Genomic DNA, 18,642 nt, shown 5'->3' on the forward strand with positions numbered 1-18,642 from the left:
TATTGGTTCCGAAAGTGCCGGGCGGTGACCGTTCGGCCTGCTGGCCGATTACAACAAGGAGAATGCCATGCTGATCGATGTACACGCCCACCTGCTGACAGAGGGAATGCTCAACCGCCACGAATTCTGGGGGCCCTTCATGAAGGTGCAGGGGTTGACTGTCGGCCATTTTTCCCTCGGCACCAAGCAGCCGGCCAAAGCCACGAGCGACGCTGAGGCGCAAGTCAACCTATTGGCGCGCATGACCCATGCCAGTCGTCGCAAGCTGATGGCCGAGCGGGGTGTCGACAAGCTGGTCGTCTCCACGCCTTCACATTGCTTCATGTATTGGGCTGGTGATTTTGCCAACGAGTACGCGCGTATCTGTAACGACGAGATGTCAGCGTTCTGCCGCGCCGACCCTGACCATTTCGACTTCTGGTGCCATGCCAATCTGGCCGATCCGCGCAACGCCGCCAAGGAAATCGAGCGAGCGGTAACCCAATTGGGGGCCAAGGGTGTATGCGTAGGCGGAGCCAACTTCAACGGATTGCAAGCTCATGACGAGCAGTTGTTCCCAGTGTGGGAGAAGCTCACACAGCTGGATGTACCGATCATGGTGCATGGCTTCAACCAGTCGATCTACTGGGGCGAGAAACACACTGATGACAAGTTCGAAACGACCTCCATCGTGGGTGATTGCGTCGATGAGACCTTGTTTTTCTGGTACCTGATCTGTGGTGGAGCACTGGATGTCTTTCCAACCCTGAAGACCTATATCACCCATGCGGGGGGTATGGCGATCTTCCAACTTGGCCGACTCAGCGAGCTCAACCAAGCGATGGCGCCCGATACGCGCAACCAGCTGCCGCTGCTGGACTATCTGCAGAACTTCTACTTCGATCTCGACGTGCACGCACCTGGTTTGCGTCGTGGTGTCGCTGAAGTGGTGGGCGCTGAACGCTTGCTGTACGGCACAAACTTTGGTGGGGCCTATGACCACGGTGACCTGACCGCCGGGCTGGGGTTATCGGTGGAGGACCGCGAGCGGATCCGCAGCGGCAACGCAATCGAACTGCTCAAACTGAAAGTGCCGGCCCACGCTGCGCGTGCCGTGACGCCATGACGCGCAGCCTGCTGGCGATGAGTGCTGGGCGGCCTTATCCGCAACGTGTCGGGCGGCTGACGCGGCAACTCGGCGACATCAGCGCCGCCTGGCTGACGCAACTGCTGCAGCCGTGTTACCCCGGTATCGAGGTGCAGGCGTTGGCGGTGGTGGAGGTCCGCAATGGGCATACCACCAAGCTGCGCGCCAGGCTCGAGCTGAACGAGGTCGGCCAGCGTGCGGGGATACCGTCGCATGTCTGCCTGAAGTCGAACTGGTCGGAAGGCTTCGAGAGCGGCGATATCTGTGAATTGGAGGCGCGTTTCTATCATCTGGCCCGCGCGTGGTCCGGTGCGCCTTTGCCTGCCACGTATTTCACTGACTGGGACGCCGATGGCGGTGGTCGCGGCGTGGTGGTCATGGAGGATCTTGGGCTGGCGGCCGGGCAATTCGGCCACAGTACTGACCACCTGGGCGTGGATGGTGTCGCCCAGGGTCTGGAGTCTTTAGCCACGTTGCATGCCGCGAGCTGGGCCGAACCGCGTTTGCACCGCCAGGGCTGGCTTCCGGTGTCGATGGCCAACCCGGTAGACAACGATGGCCTGCTGCGTATGTACAACTACATCAAGGTCAACCTGCGCAAGGACGACTACCGGCAGCGGCTACCCCGTTGGATGTACGAGACGCCAGAGCTGTTCAGCCATGCCTTCGATGAGTTGGCTGCCTTCGAGCGGGCGCAGACGTCGCCCATCTGCTTGATCCATGGCGACTCGCACCAGGGCAACAGTTTTCAGCGTGGTGATGGGCAACGCATCTGGCTCGACTGGCAACTGGCACGCCGCGGGCGGCCGTGGCGCGATGTGGCGTACTTCATGCTCGGCGCGTTGACGATAGAAGAACGCCGCGCCGATGCGCAACGGCTGCTGCAGGTGTACCGCGAGAAGTTGATCAGTCTGGGAGCGGTTGGTGTACTCGACCAGCACGCCGCCTGGGAGCAACTGCGGCGTTGGCCGGTGTGGGGCATGCAGACATGGATGTCGAACATGGATGACTGGGGACAGTCAGGATTGCCGATGGTGGAGCGATTTTTTACCGCCGCCGAAGACTTCGACACGCTTCGCCTGCTGACACACGGACGCAAGCCACGGCGTACTCCGGTGCTGGGCGAGGGCGCTCGTCCGCTGACGCCAGCGTATGCACACCTGTTGGAGGATTGAACATGGTCAAAACGCACGTGCTGCACCTGCCAGGGTTAGATAACTTTCGCAGCCTGGCAGGCATGCGCACCCTGTGTGGTCGCCGGATCGCAGGCCATAGCCTGTTACGCTCGGACCAGTTGCATCGGCTGTCGGTCGCGAGCTGGCAGGTATTACGGTGTTTGGGCCTGAAGGTCGTGTGTGACCTGCGCAGTGCGGGCGAGCGCGAGTGTTATCCCAGTGGCTTGCCGGCTGTGGGTTTGCAACAGGTTCATCTGACTATCGAGGGGGACTTGCGAGCGGACCCAGGCATCGCCGAGATGCTGGCCGAGAATCCGGCGGTGGAGGGCGCGCAGCGCATGATGCTGGGGGTGTACCGGAGGTTGCCAGGACTGCTGGCGCGGCATATGCCGACGCTGTTCAGCCTATTTACGGTGCCAGAGCCCTCGATACTGATTCACTGCGTTGCCGGCAAGGACCGCACGGGTGTGGCAGTAGCGCTTTTGCTGCATGCGCTTGGGGTCGAACATGGACAGATCATGGCGGACTACCTGCGCTCGGCGCGGCGGTTCTGCCAGCTGGATACCCAGTGCCAGCAGGCCATGCACACTGCTGTTAGCCGCATGGTGGGCCAGCCGGTCAGCGAAGCGGCGATCAATGTGGTGCTGGATGCTCGGCCTGAGTATCTGAATGCGGCTTATGCGGTGATCGAGGCTGAATATGGCGGGTTGGAGCACTACCTGGCGCGCTTCAGCGGCATGGATCGTTGCGGCCTGGACGCGCTGCGCAACCGACTGCTGGTGGTTTAGGGCAGGGTGCTTGCGGTGACCCGTACGGGTTGCCATTGGGCCAGGGCAATCCCCAGCAGAATCAGGCCGCCGCCTACCGCGTGATACAGGTGCAATGTCTCTCCGAGCAACCCAATCGCCAAGGCTGCGGTAAAGAGAGGGACCAGATTCATCAGTACCGCGGTTTTTTCCGGGCCCAGGCGTTGCAGGCCTTGCATCCACAGGCCCGGTGCCAACGCCGAAGCGAATAGGCCAGCAAACAAAACCAGCGGCAAGCTCTGAGCGCTTAGGGCCATCGATGATGTAAGCAAAAACGGCGGTACCAGCATTAACGTGCCGCAGAGTATCTGTACATAAAGGCTTTCCCAGGTGGGCAGGGGGATTTGCCAGCGCTTCACCAGCACGCAATACAGGGCGTAGGACAGTGACGCCAGCAACATCAGCCATTCACCCAGACCCACCCCGCGCTGCCAGAGCGACGGCAGGTGGCCCGCAGCCAGCAACCATGCCAACCCTGCGAATGAAACCGCCGTGCCTGCCAGTAACGGCACGGTGGGGCGTGTGTGCAGCAGCGGGAAGGCTACCAGCAGCGTCAGCAAGGGCATGGTAGCCAGGATCAGTCCCATTGAGGTGGCACTGACCGTATGCGCAGCAAAGTAGGCCAGAGACTGATACAGCGACATGCCGAGCAAGCCTAGTAGCCACAGTTTGGGCAGGTATGGCCGTATCCTCTGGCGCATTCTCCAGACCCTGGGCAGCATGACCGGCGACAACACCAGCAAGGCGATCAACCAGCGATAGAACGAAATGGCCGCGGGATCTATCACCCCCACCGACAGGCGATTGACCACGGTACTGGCAGCCCAGATCAGTGTGGCAAGCACAGGAAACAGCAGCTTCATTACTGGCGCCCTAGTGGCTGGCGGTGTTTCGAGCGGCCAGTGCCGCGGCAAAATCACGCTTGAGGGTCGGGAAGTAGGCAATCTGACCACCCATGCCACCGGCAATGTCGATCGAAGCTGCGCTGATGAAACTGGCGTACTCGCTGGAAAGGAACAGCACCATCCCTGCAACATCTTCCGGTTTGCCATAACGGCCGATCGGCACCACCTTCATGACCATGGCATCGAACTCCTCACGGCTGACACCGGGGCCCATCTCCTTGTAGTGACGGTCCCACTGGCCTGTGTCGATCCAGCCCATGTTCAGACTGTTGACGAGAATATTGTCCTTGGCCAGCGACATGCCCAGCGAGCGGGAAAGCGCTACACATGATGCACGGTTGATCACCGAAGGGATTCCGTCAGGCGTGGGCACGGTGCCGGCCAGGGCATTGATCTCGATGATCCGCCCCCAGCGCTGTTGACGCATGAACGGCACTACAGCCTGGACGAAGCGAAAATGCCCCATCTGCAACACATTGGCATGTTCAAGAATGGCCTCCGGCGTGAGGGTCTCGAGATTGCCACCGCGTCCCTGACCCGCGTTATTGACCAGAATGTCCACACCTCCCCAGCTTTGCACCACCTCGCCGACGAAATGTTGAACACCTTGAGTGTCCGTGACATCCACGGCTCGGGCCAGTACCGCCTGCGCATGTTCCTGCAGTTGCGTTTCCGCTTCGCGGACCGCCACGAGGCTACGAGCGCAAATGGCCACGCGGGCACCTTCCAGTGCGAAGGCATGGGCTATCGCAAGGCCTATGCCGCGCGAAGCGCCAGTGACAATTACGCGTTTTCCGCTCAGATCGATGTTCATTGGGGGGCGAACTCCTTGTGATTCTTGTTGGATGAGCGCAGGCACCTCGGTGGTGCCTTCAGTGGCCTGTTTACCGGAAAAAAGCAGGTTGAGCAAAACATAATTGAACAGTTAGTCTTTTTGTGTGCAGTATTGTCCGTGGGTTTCTCCATGTCCTCGGACACCGGTTGCGATCAGCAGCAACAAAATCGATTTTGATTCTGAATGCAGAATTGAAATCTTTATATGGAATTATTTGTTTTTCTCGGTTACTTTGAAATCAAGCCATGGGCGCGCTTCACCGGTGAAACCTGCCGGCAAGTCCACCCGAGACGCTTAGGCAGGTAAGGCAGCAGTACGTCAGCACGGCTGTAGCCAGCACTTGGCCTTATACAAACGACTGAAAATAAAAATAAAAGGTGCCGTATGAAAGACATGACCAAGCATGGAAGGCATGTGTTTAGCCGCAGCGCGATAGCGCTGGCAGTGCTCGGCGGGATGAGTGGAGCGCACGCTGTTTCGTTTGACCTGAGCAACCCTGACTACCGCCTGCGTTGGGACAATACCGTGCGCTATAACTTGGGCGTGCGCATGGAAGGCCAAGATCACCGCATCATGCGGACCCCGACCTACGACGAGTCCGACAGCAAATTCGACAAAGGCGATATCGTTACAAATCGACTCGATGTGTTGAGCGAAGTGGATTTCTCCTACCTGAACGAATGGGGGGCACGCCTGAGTGCTGCTGGCTGGTACGACAATGCCTACCGTGACACCAAGGTCCACAGCCAGGTGGGTGGCGAGACCAGCTACGAAAATGGTCACTACAGCGATGAGGTCAAGCGCTATGTCAGAGGACCTTCCGGTGAAATCCTCGATGCGTTCGTGTGGAAAAACTTTCAGCTAGGCGATACCCCGATCAACGTCAAGATCGGTCGCCATACCAACTACTGGGGCGAGGGCCTGCTGTTCGGTGCCCACTCAGTTTCCTACTCTCAGGCCCCGAGCGACGGTGTAAAAGCCGCTACCAGCCCGGGTATTGAGACAAAAGAAGTATTTCTGCCCATCGGCCAGGTATCTGCCAAGGCCCAGGTCACTGATCATCTTTCCATCGCCGGCCAGTACTTCTATGAGTGGGACTACACCCGTATTCCTTACGGCGGGACCTACTTCGGCGGTGCAGACTTCCTGTTCGAAGGTCCGGATCAGATGCCAGCCGGTGCTGGGGCACTCAAGCGCGCCTCCTCCAAGTATGGTCGCGACAGTAATGCCAACTGGGGCGTGATGGCCAAATACAACGTTGAGGCGATCGAATCGACCTTCGGCTTCTACTACCGCCAGTTCGATGACTATCAGCCTTGGCTCGCACCGCAGGTCAAGGCGAACCTGGGTGAGTACCGCGTCGTGTACCCCCGCGGGGTCAAGCTTGCCGGTATCAGTTTTGCTCGTGTGTTCGATTCGGTGGCCGTGGGCACGGAGCTGTCATACCGCAAGAACGGCGCATTGAACGCCACTGGTGTCAGCACGCTGGATGACGAGGGGCCGCGTGGTGACACCATCCACTTTATCGCTAACGCCGTGTATGGCATGCCACGCAACTTCATTGCCAATAACGCGACCTTGGTTGGCGAGTTTGCCTACAGTCACCTGGTCAAGGTGACCGAGCATGACGAGTTGTTCAAGTACAAGGGCAATGCCGCCTGTACGGACGCCCGTACACCCGGTGTCGCCGGCTCCGGCGACGCGTCCGATGGTTGCTCGACGCGCGACTACTACGCGGTGGCAGTCAACTACACGCCGCAATACCTGAGCATCTTCCCATCGTGGGACATGGACGTACCTCTGACCATCAACTACGGCATTCATGGTAACGCTGCCTCGGCTGGTGGCGGCAGTGAAGGCGCGATGTCCTGGTCGGCTGGTGTGAAGTTCACCTATCAGCAACAGTATGAATTCGGCCTACGCTACGCCGATACCCGCGCCCAACCCAAGAACCTGGCAAATGGCACCGTCGGCGGCAATGGCGGCGTTGGTAACACAGACCGGGGCTGGTTGGCATTCACATTCAAAACCTCCTTCTGAACAAATCCAATAAAAACGGAGACTGCCCGAATGAAAAGACAATTGGCCTTGTCCCTCGCGCTGTTCGGCATCGCTACCTGCAGCATGGCTGCGGTCAGCCCGGAGGAGGCAGCGCAGCTGGGTAAAACCCTGACCCTCTTCGGCGCGATAAAAGAGGGGAATGCAGAGGGCACCATCCCTGCCTATGACGGCGGGCTGCGCACTGCACCGGCAGATTTCAAACCCGACAGCGGGTTCTGGACCGATCCGTTCCGCAATGAGAAACCCTTGTTCCGCATCACGTCGCAGAACATGGCCCAATACGCTGACAAGCTCAGTGAAGGGCAAAAGGAAATCCTCAAGAAGTACCCGGAGTACTACTTCGATATCTATCCGAGCCACCGCACCACGGCGTATCCAAAGGAGGTGTTGGATGCCACGGTGCGCAACGCCACCGCTTGTAGCACCCAGAGAGACGGACTGGCAGTCGACCCGGCCTGCCGGGGCGGGCTGCCATTCCCGATTCCGAAGACCGGCAACGAGGTCATCTGGAACCAGCAACTGCGATACAAGATCGGCCCCGGGTACTCCACCACCAGCTCCTCCAATAGCTGGGTGATGGATGCCAATGGTCAGCGGACCAAGGCTGCCGAGCAAGCTACGTTCGAAGAGCAGCCCTACTATCAGCCGACGCAGGCCGACCGCGATCCAATGATGTATGCGCGCGTGTATTCGCTGAACAACTATCCGGCACGCCGTTCGGGTGAGGTAACCGTGCTCAACGATTATCTGGACCCCGCGACCAAAGCGCGCCGAGCCTTCAGTTATTCGCCTGGCCAGCGGCGGGTGAAGCTGGCTCCCGAGTTCGCTTTCGATACGCCAGTCGCCAGCCAAGGCGGGGTTACGCTGTTCGATGAGCTGCAAATGTTTTCGGGCAGTCAAGACCGTTTCGATTACAAGCTGGTGGGCCGAAAGGAGATGTTCATCCCTTACAACGCCTACAAGTTCTACTTCGAGTGCAACCAGGACGAGCAATTCCTCAAGCACCATGCCAATCCAGCGTGCGAGCGTTGGGAACTGCACCGCGTATGGGTCGTGGAGGCCACGCTCAAACCGGGCAAGCGCCACGTCTACAGCAAGCGCACCTATTACCTGGACGAGGACACCTTCGGGATTGGACTGTACGACGCCTGGGACCAGAGCGGTGCCTTGTATCGCGCGATCTTCCTCAGTGGTGTGCAACTGTACGACAAGAATTTGCCGTACAACGTGAAAAACGTCGTGTATGACTTCAACAAAGGCATGTGGGCGCTGCTCAACGACGGGTTGAAAGGCGGCTACAAATTCGTCGACACACCACGAACCGAACGGGACATGAACCCCGAGGCAATTGTCGCGCGGGAGACCCAGCGCTAAGCCCGCCGGGCTGGTTGTGAGCTGCGCGCCTGCAAAGTGGTTCGCAGTTGAAAAGGTTGTTCCTGAGCCCGGCAATGAGTGGTGCTTGTTGTCGGGTAGCAGGGCGACTCTGGCATGGTGAGGATAAAAACAATGATTAGCCAAGGCCTAGTAAGACCTAATTCTTTGAGTCTGCACTTGTTGAGTGCGGCTCTGATTCCTTTGTGGCTGGCCATGATGGGGACAACCCAGGCTGGCACGCCCACCATTGATCCGCTTGAAATGCAAGCGCCGACACTCGCGCAGCCGCTGGCCGCACCGTTGATCAGCGTGGCCCGCGCCGGCGACGTGCTGGTCGGTGTCGGCCTGCACGGCCTGATTCAACGCTCCCACGACAATGGCACCAGCTGGGAGCAAGTCCCCAGTCCGGTGTCCAGTGACTTCGTTCAAGTGCGCTTCAGCGATGCGCGCAACGGCTGGATTGTCGGCCACGACTCAGTGGTGTTGCACAGCAGTGACGCCGGCGCCACATGGGTCGTGCAGATGGATGGGCGCAAGTTGTTCAGCCTGCTTGGCAGTGTCTATGGCCAACGGGCCGAACAGGGCGACCAGGAAGCCGGCGATCTGGTCCAGGAGGTAAACCGCGCGGTGACTACCTCCGCGACACCCGGTGTGATACCCGCGCCCTTGCTGGACGTGTTATTCGACGCCAGCGGTCGCGGCTTTGTCGTAGGTGCCTTTGGCATGATCCTGCGCAGTGAGGATGCCGGCAGCACCTGGCAACCCTGGCTCGAGCGCGCCGACAATCCTCGCAGAATGCATCTGTATGGACTGGCGGAGCGCAATGGCACGTTCTACATCAGCGGTGAACAGGGTGTATTGCTGCGCCTTGAGCCTGGCCAACAGCGCTTTGAAAAAATCGAGACGCCCTACACCGGCACCTATTTTGGCATCGCCGCCTTTGAACACCTGCTGCTGGCCTACGGGCTGCGCGGCAATTTGTTCGCCAGCGTCGATGATGGTCAGCAGTGGCAGCAGATAGAAACCGGGATCGACACCAGCCTGGTCAGCATTGTGGAGCAAGGACCGGCGCTGGTGATGGTGAGCCTGGGCGGGCAACTGGTCAGTGTGGACCGCCACAGCCTCAAGGTCACTGCGCTGGTACAAACGCGCGTGGGCGAGGTGTATGCAGCAAGCGCCACGAAACAGGCCGGGCGGCTAGTGGTGGCACGCTTTGCCGGTGCCAAGGTCATCGATATCGCCCGGGCTAACTGACGCCGTCGGCACGATTCCCTAACGAGAAAGAAAACATGGTCGAGCAAAAATTCAACAGCGGGATGCCAGTGATCACCCACCTGGAGGACTTCGATAAAAGCTCCGGCGGCTGGTTTGAGCGGGTGATCTTCCGTAACCGCATGTTGGTCATCGTTGCCTGCCTGCTCGCCACCGTGGTGCTGGGCTTCTTCGCTGCACAGCTGCAGGTGAACGCCAGCTTTGAAAAGATGATTCCAAGCTCCAACCCGTACATCAAGAACTACCTGGCTTACAAGAACCAGTTGCCGGGCCTGGGGAACAGCGTTCGTGTGGTGGTCGAGAACAAGACGGGCGATATCTACGACGCCGACTATCTGCTGGCCCTGCAGAAGGTCAACGACACGTTGTACCTGATTCCTGGCGTAGACCGCTCATGGATGAAGTCGTTGTGGATGCCCATCGTGCGCTGGAAGGAGGTCACGGAAGAGGGCATCGATGGCGGGGCGGTGATGCCATCGGACTACGACGGCAGCGAACAATCCATCCAGGCCTTACGTCGTAACATCACACGCGCCGGCATCATCGGCAATCTGGTGGCCAACGACAGCAAGTCGAGCATGCTCGTGGCACCTCTGCTCGATACCAACCCACAAACCGGCGAGCCGCTGGACTACGGCGTGTTCTCCAAACAGCTCGAAGAGAAGATTCGCGCGTTGGAGAGCGACAAGATCGGCATCCACATCGTTGGCTTCAGCAAGCTGGTGGGCGACCTGATCGATGGTCTGTATTCGGTCATGCTGTTCTTTGGTGCCTCGGTAGTGATCGCCGGGGTGTTCGTGTACTTCTACACCCGTTGCCTGCGCAGCACGCTGCTGCTGGTAGGCGTGGCGGTGGCTGGCGTGGTCTGGCTGCTGGGGCTGATGCAACTGCTGGGTTACGATCTGGACCCCTACTCGATTCTGGTGCCGTTCCTGATCTTCGCCATTGGCATCTCCCATGGCACCCAGAAGATGAACGGCATTCTCCAGGACATCGGCCGCGGTACACACAAGTACGTAGCGGCGCGTTACACGTTCCGTCGCCTGTTCCTGACTGGGCTCACCGCGCTGTTGACCAATATCGTCGGCTTTGCAGTGCTGGTCATCATCGACATCCCAGTGATCCGCGATCTGGCCCTGACCACGAGCATCGGTGTGGCGGTACTCATCTTCACCAAGTTGCTGTTGATTCCGGTGGCGTTGTCGTACCTGGGCGTGAGTGCCAAAGCCGCGCGCATCGCAATCGCCAAGGACCAGGCGGGGGAGGCCGGACAAGGTATTTTGGGGCGTGTCTGGCGTGGCCTGGACCGTTTTACCGAGCGCCCGATGGCCACCACGATCATTGCTTTGTCGCTGGTGGTGACACTGCTGGGCAGCATGGTGATGATGCACCTGAAGGTGGGCGACCTGGATCCAGGGGCTCCCGAGCTGCGCCCGGACTCACGCTACAACCGCGACAATGCCTTCATTACCCAGAATTACGGGCTCTCCAGTGACCAGTTCGTGGTCATCATGAAAACCGACGAAGACAGTTGCAGGCTTTACCAGGCTTTGCAACGCATGGACAAGTTGGCCTGGCAGCTTAACCGGACTCCGGGGGTGCAGACCACCCAGTCTCTGGCCGAAACCGTACGCATGATCAGTTCGGGTATGGCCGAGGGCAGCCCGAAATGGCTCAGTATCAGTCGCGACCAGGCCATTACCAACGCGGCGGTGGATGCGGCAATGATTTCCGCCCCTGGGATCACCAATCAGCAGTGTTCGGTTACCCCAATGATCGCCTACCTGGCCGATCACAAGGCAGACACCTTGAGCCGGATTCTGAAAGTATCGGAAACGTTCGCCAAGGAAAACAACACCGGTGCGGACGCCGATAACCCAGTGGAGTTCCTGCTGGCAGCGGGCAATGCTGGCATCGAGGCCGCAACCAACATCGAGGTCGAGAAGGGCATCATCACCATGTACCTGGCGGTGTACGGCGCAACGGCGCTGCTGTGCCTGATGACGTTCCGCAGCTGGCGCGCGACGGTGGTTGCACTGATCCCTCTGCTGATGACCACGATCATCTGCAAGGCGCTGATGGTGTGGTTGGGCATCGGCCTGAAGGTCGCGACGTTGCCGGTCATTGCGGTGGGCGTCGGGGTCGGCGTGGACTATGCGCTGTACCTGCTCAGCGTCCAGCTGGCGGTGCAAGAGCGCGGCGCCAGCCTGGCAGTCGCCTACCGTCGTTCGCTGGACTTCACCGGCCGCGTGGTCGCGCTGGTCGGCCTGACCATGGCGGCCGGGGTGATCACCTGGGCCTGGTCACCCATCAAGTTCCAGGCCGACATGGGCATCCTGCTGACCTTCATGTTCCTGTGGAACATGCTCGGGGCGCTGGTGCTGATCCCGGCATTGTCACATTACCTGCTTAACCCCAGACGCAACGCCAAGGCCGGGGCCACCCTGGATCTTGACGATGCCCGCGTGCAGCAGCGCCCCGACAAGCCTGCGAGCATGGCCAAACGCCATGCATTGCCCGCGCCCACCGTACGCGGCGTGCCCGCTGACTGAAAAGGCCGGGTACAGGCCTTGCCAACCCTTTCTAGGAGAGAGAAATGTTCGAATTACTGATGAGTGCCGACATGATGGTGCCGGACCCGGACGCCATGACGGAAATACTGGTCGACAAGCTCGGTATCTACAAGCACGAACGCTGGCGCCAGGCGTTCGACAATCACCCGTACATTGCGCACTTTCTGCGGGTGCACAAGTCTCTGGCCGTGTCGCCCACGCGCATTGAGCCGCAGTGGCACCTGGATCGCCCCAACCCGGGCGACCCGCTGTTCCATGAGTTCCTGGAGAGTCTAAAGGACTACCAGGGCCGCCATCGGCCCATGCTGACCCACTCCATCGTGCTGGCGCTGCATGGCGACAAGTTCGATGCGCTGGTGGACAAGCTGATGCGCCGTCGCCTGCCTTTTCGCATGGCGCAGCGTACCCCGGAAATGCCATTCGATCGCCTATGGCTCGGTGCGACCCCCGAGAAGCCCTGTTACCAGCCGTCCGTGGACGGGGGCCTGTGCATCGAGATCATGCCGACCGAGCCATTGCAGATGCCGGCCGAAACCTACCAACTGCCGCCGGTCAAGCCGCGAGACCTCAAGCCCGGCGACATGGTGCGCGTGACCGCCCGTGGGTTCCTGGTGCGAGACCTGGATGAAACCCTGCGCAAGATCTCCACCAACCTGGACTGGGAACCGAGCGGGCCGGCGGAGCATATCGCCGGTGAAGGATATCGTCGTGCACGCATGGGTTTCAGCGTGCCCAACAGCGCCACCCTCGATGTGCTGGAGGCCACTCACTGGAACACCGATGCCGGCCATTACGTCAACAACTGGGGACCGGGCCCTTACTACATCCGCATCGGCGTCAATGACTTGGCCGCCAAGGCCGAGGACCTGCGTGCCCGTGGCACCCGCTTTGAGTGGGTTGAGTCGTCGCAGGCGGTGGGCGGCCGGGCGCTGATCAAGGTCGACCCGCAAGAGCTCAATGGTCAGGTGTTCGAGTTCGAGGAGTGCCCTGCATGAGCACAGAGCTGAGCGAGCAGGTGATCAACGAGGCGGTGCGCGTGGAGTGTGACGCACGGGTCGGCTGGGTGGTGCTGACTCGCCCCAACCAGATCAACGCCATCAATGACGCGATTCGTCAGGGGGTACCGCAGGCGCTGACCCTACTGCAGCAAGACCCCGAGATTCGCGTGATCGTGATTCGTGGTGAAGGCGAGCGCGGCTTCTGCGCCGGCGCCGACATCAAGGAACGCCGTGGCCCTGAATCCAGCCTTCAGGTACGCCAGCGCATGGAAAAGGTGCGCTGGATCGAAGCTCTGGACGGTATCGCCAAGCCGGTGATCGCGGCCATCCACGGCTACTGCATGGGCGGCGGGCTGGAGCTGGCGCTGGCCTGCGACATTCGCTTCGCGGCGCCCAATGCGGTGTTTGCGCTGCCGGAAACCGGCCTGGGGCTGATCCCCGGTGGCGGCGGCACGCAACGCCTGTCGCGTGTGGTCGCACCGGGCCAGGCACTGGACATGCTGCTCTCTGGTGATCGCATGAATGCAGCGCAAGCGCAGCGCATCGGGCTGGTGAGTCGGGTGGCCAGCGACAACCACGGCCTGCTGGAGGAGGTCACGACCTTTGCCCGGCGTATCGCCGCCAAACCGCCCACCGCATCGGCCTTCGTCAAGCAGGCGGCCCGTGCCGCGCTGGAGTTGGACCTCAAGAGCGGACTGAACCTGGAGCTCGACTTGTTCGCGCTGCTGGCACCTACCCACGACGCGCGCGAGGCTGCCCAGGCCTTCAGCGAACGGCGTGAGCCGCGTTTCACCGGCGAGTGACGGGCCCACTTACAACAAGGAAATCCACATGAGTACAGGCAAGCTGGCAGGGCGGGTGGCCATAATCACGGGCGCCGGTGGCGGGTTGGGGGCAGAATGCGCCCGCGTGCTCGCCTCCCATGGCGCGAGCATCGCCGTGGTCGACATCAACCTGGACGGGGCCACGGCGGTTGCCCAATCGTTGCTCGACGAAGGGCACCAGGCGTTGGCGATTCGCACCGACGTGTCGTCGGAGGCCGACGTCCAGGCGATGGTTGCCCAGGTCAGGCAGCGGTTTGGTCGTATCGACGTACTGCACAACAATGCGGCAATCCTCAATGCCGAGCAGCGCCAGGCAGACCGCGATTTCGTCAATCTCGACATGGCGGCCTGGGACCGCGCCATCGCCGTTAACCTGCGCGGCGCGGTGTTGTGCACCAAGCACGTGATCCCGGCCATGCTGGAACTGGGCAAGGGCTCGATCATTTTCGCCACCTCGGGGCTCGGCATGCAGGGTGACATGTCCCTGACCGGTTACGCTACCTCCAAGGCCGGCCTGATGATGTTACCGCGCATGGTGGCCTCGCAGTACGGCAAGCAGGGCATTCGCGGCAATGCCGTACAGATCGGTTTGGCGCCCTCCGAGCACGCCATGCCGCCGGCGTTGCTCGATGTCCTGCGCGACAACCACTGTACCGCCGAACTAGGCACCCCGCGCCAGATCGCCGATGTGGTGGCGTTCCTGGCCAGCGACGAGTCGTCCTTCGTTACCGGCAGCACGCTGGTGGCCGATGGCGGGTTCAGTACCCACACCCCTTCATTGGTGGCCATGCGCTCGCTATTCGCGCAGATGGGCCGAACTGGCATGTGACCCCCGCGGCGACGCGTGCCTGCGTCGCCCCGGCTGACCTTCGACTTGGAAGCATGTGATGAACCAGACGCAACTCGCAGTAAACCCTGATTTCGATGTGATCGTGGTCGGTGGCGGCACCAATGGCCTGTCTGCTGGCTGCTATCTGGGCATGGAAGGTAAGAAAGTGCTGGTGCTCGAAGCCCTGGACAAGGTGGGCGGCATGGCCTCCTCGGGCTACCTGATACCTGAGGCGCCGCAGCACCTGGTTCACCCCTGCGCGCTGGACATGATGTCGATGCGCGTGCACGCCCACGTGCCGGCGGAGCTTGGCCTGGAGCAACACGGCTTCAAGTCGGTGGAACTGGCGCCGGGGTATGTGTATCTGCACCCGGACGGCCAATCGCTGATCTTCTGGCGTGACCGCGAGCGTACCGCTGCCGAGATCCGCCGCTTCAGCACCCGCGACGCCGACGCGTTTCTTGAATTCATGAAGGTCATCGACCTGTTCCTGGAGATCGCGCTGCCGATGATGCGGGTCGATCCGGCCAAGGCCAACCTGGGGGTCAAGCTGCGGATGGTCGCCACAGCAATCAGGCATAAGGCCCTGAAGCCCGAACTGATGGCGCTGATGACTGGGTCGGCTCTGCAGGCGGCGCGCGAACGATTCGAGCATCCGATCACCCGCTCGGCGATGTGCGCGCTTACCGGGCTTGCGGGCGACATCACAGCCGACGGCGGTGGCATCTACTACGCCCTGCTGGGGTTCCTGCACCGCTTCGGTGTGGGGCGGGTGATGGGCGGCATGCAGCAGTTGAGCAATGCCATGCGGGCCCGCCTTGAGGCGTTGGGCGGCCAGGTGCTGGTGTCGGCCAGCGTCAGTGAAATCGTGGCCAGTGACGGCGTGGTCAAAGGCGTGAAATTGGCCGATGGCCGCACCTTCTCTGCCCGCGCCGTGATTGCCGGCTGCCACCCCCGGCCGGCGCTGGAGATGGTCACTGCCGGTCAGCTTCCCAAGCACCTGCTGACCCGCATCGCCATGGCCCCGGCCAACGCCAAGGGCTCGGGCCCGTTGAAGGTGGATGTGGCCCTGCGCGGGCAGATTTCGCTGCCACGCTTCGAGGCGGTGCGCGGCGATGGTGTCGACTTGCGCAACACCTGTCTGCTGATCGGCACCGAAGAGGCCGTGCTGGAGAACTTTGCCGCCTGTGCGCGGGGCGAAGTGCCGACCTTGCCCTACATCACCATGGCCGTACCCAGCGCCGCCGACCCGTCACAGGCGCCTGCGGGCCAGGACGTGCTGTACATCTACCCACCGGTGATGCCGGTCAACCCGAATGAAGGGTGGGATGCCCTGCGTGAGCGAGTGGCTGATCAGGTGATCGAGCAGTTGTACGCCTATGTCGACGGTATCGAGGGGCAAATCATCGGCCGACGCATCGAGGCTGCCCCGGACTTCACCGCGCGTCTGAATACCGTGAACGGTTGCGTGGTGCATATCGATACCACTTCGATGCGCTCCAGCACCATGCGCCCGGCGCACGGCCTGGGTGGCGATACGCTGCCGGTGGCGGGGTTGTACTTGGGCAGTGCGGGCATCCATCCTGGGGGCGGGGTCAATGGCATGGCAGGCCGGCTGGCGGCCAGGCGGGTCAGCCGCTACCTGAGCAAGTCGCGGCGCTGAAACGCGCCCCGTCTACAGGGGCCGCAGGCAGACGAAACCGGCAGCCGTCAGACGCTGCCGGTTTTCTTTTCTGCGCCCAGAGACAGGCTCGCAATGACGAAGTCGGCCGAGTACTGGCGCCAGGTGATCATGCCTTCGGCAGAGTCGGTATCCAGGCCGGCGAGGGTCGACATCGAATAGCGGTTGGTGAACCAGCCCGTGGTCACCAGCGAGGCACAGGCCAGTAGCAGGCGTGGGTTGATGTCGGCGCGAAAATCCCCGCTGGCGGCGCCCCTGCGCAGGATGGCGTCGAGCTTGGCAATCAGTGCCGGCGCCATTTCTTGGAAATGATTACGAGGTGTTTCGTGGGCGTCGTGATAGCGAATGCCCTCCAGCGCCAGGCTGCCGAGGAAGGGGTCGAGCCGGTACTGGTCGAAGAAGTGATTGAGGACGGCACGCAGCGCCACAGGCGGTGGCAGTTGCTCGACCTCCAGGTTCACCAGCTCGGACATGATGTGGCTCGACGACTCGTCCAGTACCGCTACGAACAGGCCTTCCTTGGAACCGTAGTAGTGGTAGACCAGCTGTTTGGTGACGCCGGCCTCCCGAGCTATTTCTTCCACCCGTGCCCCAGCCAGGCCTTTCTTGGCGAACTCCACACGTGCAGCCGCGAGCAGCCGTTTCATCGTGCTGCGCTTGCCCTGTTCGACACCGTCTGTTGCTTTGACTACCACCCTGGACTCCTCATGCCGGTGTTGGCCCTTGTTGTTCACACCTTGAAGCATTTACCCGGCTGCCTTCGTTTGACCCCGAGTCAAACGAATCGGAGCCGCCCCTCACAGACAAGGGCATACCATAGGTTGGCAGGCGATACATCCTACGTAAAGCGCAGAAATATCGGTGCGCAGGCAAGAATAAAAACAACACAGGAGATCCTGATGAGCAACGAAAGTGCAGCCCTGGACCTGGCAACGGCGTACAACGCCGTGTCGGAAATGTACCGCGGTACCGATCTGGACATTCACGCGGTGTGCCGCGAGCAACGGTTGAAATCACCCATCTACGAAGGCGATTTCATCACCCAGTTCGGCGTGCCGACCAATGCGGGCACTCAGCAGGGCACGCGCCCGACCTTCGCGTTGTTCAAGTACCAGGACGTGATGAGCGTGCTGCGCGACGGCGCCACCTACACCAACGGTTTCATCGCTGAGGGCCTTGGTGCGTTTTTTGATGGACTGATCATCCTGGCTATGGACGGTGACGAGCACCGCAAGGTGCGCGCCTTGTTGCAACCGGCGTTCATGCCCGAAACGGTCAACAAGTGGCGTCCGCAGATCGACCAGGTGATCCGCGAGGAATATATCCATCCGATGCTGCCGGCGAAAAAGGCCGACCTGATGAAGTTCGGCCTGGAGCTGCCGATTCGCATCATGTACGCACTGATGGGGTTCCCCTCCGACGACCCGTCCAAATACAAGCAGTACGCGGCCTGGGCACTGGCCATCGTGGGGGGCAACCAGATCGACCCGAGCAAGATGGTCGAGGCGCGCCGCCAGGCCGGGATCGCGGTTAAAGGGCTATACGACGCGCTGGCCGAAGTGGTGGTGCAACGCCGTCAGGCGGGCAGCCAGGGCGACGACGTGGTGGGCCGCCTACTGCGCGCCGAATACGAGGGGCGCACGCTGAACGACCATGAGGTCATCACCTTTACCCGCTCGTTGCTGCCGGCGGCAGGCGAAACCACCACGCGCATGTTCGGCTCGGTCATGACCCTGCTGCTGACCACGCCGGGCCTGCTGGAGCGGGTCAAGGCCGACCGCAGCCTGATTGCCAAGCTGATGGACGAAACCACGCGCTTCGAGCCGGTGGCCACCTTCAAGGTGCGCGAGACGGCCAAGGACGTCGAATTCCATGGCGTAAAAATCCCCAAGGGTTCGTTCGTGCAGTGCATGGTGGTGTCGGCCAACCGCGACGAAGACGCCTTCGAAAACCCTGACGTGTTCGACATCGACCGCAAGCCCAAGCCTTCCTTCGGCTTCGGTTTCGGTCCGCACATGTGTATCGGCCAGTTTGTCGCCAAGGTCGAGATCAGTTGCGCGGTCAACGCCATCCTCGACCTGTTGCCCAACCTGCGCCTGGACCCCAGTCAACCGCTGCCGATGATTAGCGGCGCGCAGCTGCGCGGCGTATCCAGGTTGCCAGTGATCTGGGACTGAGCCTAC

The 18,642-nt window shown here is 61.1% G+C and carries 15 protein-coding genes; 12 read left to right on the forward strand and 3 right to left on the reverse strand.

The features are described from left to right. Window positions 1-67 precede the first annotated feature (67 nt). The 3 genes from AC3B5Q_RS09665 to AC3B5Q_RS09675 are packed head-to-tail and all read left to right on the forward strand — an operon-like array spanning window position 68 to window position 3,089. Window positions 68-1,105, forward strand: a complete 1,038-nt coding sequence (locus AC3B5Q_RS09665) for an amidohydrolase family protein (protein WP_488393044.1) — start codon at window positions 68-70, stop codon at window positions 1,103-1,105. Further along, window positions 1,102-2,301 (forward strand): phosphotransferase family protein, encoded by a 1,200-nt coding sequence (locus AC3B5Q_RS09670; protein WP_104883762.1) that lies wholly within the window; start codon window positions 1,102-1,104, stop codon window positions 2,299-2,301. The genes AC3B5Q_RS09665 and AC3B5Q_RS09670 overlap by 4 nt, the downstream gene beginning before the upstream one ends. Before the next feature lie 2 nt (window positions 2,302-2,303). After that, window positions 2,304-3,089 (forward strand): tyrosine-protein phosphatase, encoded by a 786-nt coding sequence (locus tag AC3B5Q_RS09675; RefSeq protein ID WP_104883763.1) that lies wholly within the window; start codon window positions 2,304-2,306, stop codon window positions 3,087-3,089. Here the strand turns inward: AC3B5Q_RS09675 and AC3B5Q_RS09680 are convergent. Together AC3B5Q_RS09680 and AC3B5Q_RS09685 are read right to left on the reverse strand one after the other, a co-directional pair. After that, the gene (locus AC3B5Q_RS09680) at window positions 3,086-3,970 is read right to left on the reverse strand and encodes a DMT family transporter (RefSeq protein ID WP_488393045.1); all 885 of its coding nucleotides are present in this window, start codon (window positions 3,968-3,970) and stop codon (window positions 3,086-3,088) included. The genes AC3B5Q_RS09675 and AC3B5Q_RS09680 overlap by 4 nt on opposite strands. A 10-nt stretch (window positions 3,971-3,980) precedes the next feature. Then, a complete protein-coding gene (locus AC3B5Q_RS09685; RefSeq protein ID WP_488393046.1) occupies window positions 3,981-4,826 on the reverse strand; it encodes an SDR family oxidoreductase in 846 nt (281 codons plus the stop codon). A gap of 405 nt (window positions 4,827-5,231) precedes the next feature. On the opposite strand from AC3B5Q_RS09685, the gene AC3B5Q_RS09690 reads away from it, so the two are divergent. From AC3B5Q_RS09690 to AC3B5Q_RS09725, 8 genes are all read left to right on the forward strand, one after another. Then, on the forward strand, window positions 5,232-6,887 hold the full coding sequence (locus AC3B5Q_RS09690) for a DUF1302 domain-containing protein (protein WP_488393047.1): 1,656 nt from the start codon (window positions 5,232-5,234) through the stop codon (window positions 6,885-6,887). 30 nt (window positions 6,888-6,917) lie between these two features. Further along, window positions 6,918-8,282, forward strand: a complete 1,365-nt coding sequence (locus AC3B5Q_RS09695) for a DUF1329 domain-containing protein (RefSeq protein ID WP_441253290.1) — start codon at window positions 6,918-6,920, stop codon at window positions 8,280-8,282. 213 nt (window positions 8,283-8,495) lie between these two features. Then, window positions 8,496-9,536: a WD40/YVTN/BNR-like repeat-containing protein gene (locus AC3B5Q_RS09700; RefSeq protein WP_488393048.1), complete on the forward strand. Its 1,041-nt coding sequence runs from the start codon at window positions 8,496-8,498 to the stop codon at window positions 9,534-9,536. Window positions 9,537-9,571: 35 nt separating this feature from the next. Next, window positions 9,572-12,106 (forward strand): efflux RND transporter permease subunit, encoded by a 2,535-nt coding sequence (locus AC3B5Q_RS09705; RefSeq protein ID WP_488393049.1) that lies wholly within the window; start codon window positions 9,572-9,574, stop codon window positions 12,104-12,106. Between the two features lie 44 nt (window positions 12,107-12,150). Beyond that, on the forward strand, window positions 12,151-13,122 hold the full coding sequence (locus tag AC3B5Q_RS09710) for a VOC family protein (RefSeq protein WP_488393050.1): 972 nt from the start codon (window positions 12,151-12,153) through the stop codon (window positions 13,120-13,122). Continuing rightward, a complete protein-coding gene (locus AC3B5Q_RS09715; protein ID WP_488393051.1) occupies window positions 13,119-13,928 on the forward strand; it encodes an enoyl-CoA hydratase/isomerase family protein in 810 nt (269 codons plus the stop codon). The genes AC3B5Q_RS09710 and AC3B5Q_RS09715 overlap by 4 nt, the downstream gene beginning before the upstream one ends. 28 nt (window positions 13,929-13,956) lie before the next feature. Then, on the forward strand, window positions 13,957-14,778 hold the full coding sequence (locus tag AC3B5Q_RS09720) for an SDR family NAD(P)-dependent oxidoreductase (RefSeq protein ID WP_488393052.1): 822 nt from the start codon (window positions 13,957-13,959) through the stop codon (window positions 14,776-14,778). A gap of 58 nt (window positions 14,779-14,836) precedes the next feature. Further along, window positions 14,837-16,441, forward strand: a complete 1,605-nt coding sequence (locus AC3B5Q_RS09725; protein ID WP_488393053.1) for a phytoene desaturase family protein — start codon at window positions 14,837-14,839, stop codon at window positions 16,439-16,441. Window positions 16,442-16,488: 47 nt separating this feature from the next. On the opposite strand, the gene AC3B5Q_RS09730 is transcribed toward AC3B5Q_RS09725, so the two are convergent. Continuing rightward, window positions 16,489-17,154, reverse strand: coding sequence for a TetR/AcrR family transcriptional regulator (locus AC3B5Q_RS09730; RefSeq protein ID WP_075047015.1), 666 nt, complete (start codon window positions 17,152-17,154; stop codon window positions 16,489-16,491). 204 nt (window positions 17,155-17,358) lie between these two features. Between AC3B5Q_RS09730 and AC3B5Q_RS09735 the strand changes: the two genes are divergently transcribed. Continuing rightward, on the forward strand, window positions 17,359-18,636 hold the full coding sequence (locus tag AC3B5Q_RS09735; protein WP_169774697.1) for a cytochrome P450: 1,278 nt from the start codon (window positions 17,359-17,361) through the stop codon (window positions 18,634-18,636). The last annotated feature ends 6 nt before the right edge of the window (window positions 18,637-18,642 follow it).

The organism is Pseudomonas sp. D5(2026) (genome assembly GCF_057766845.1).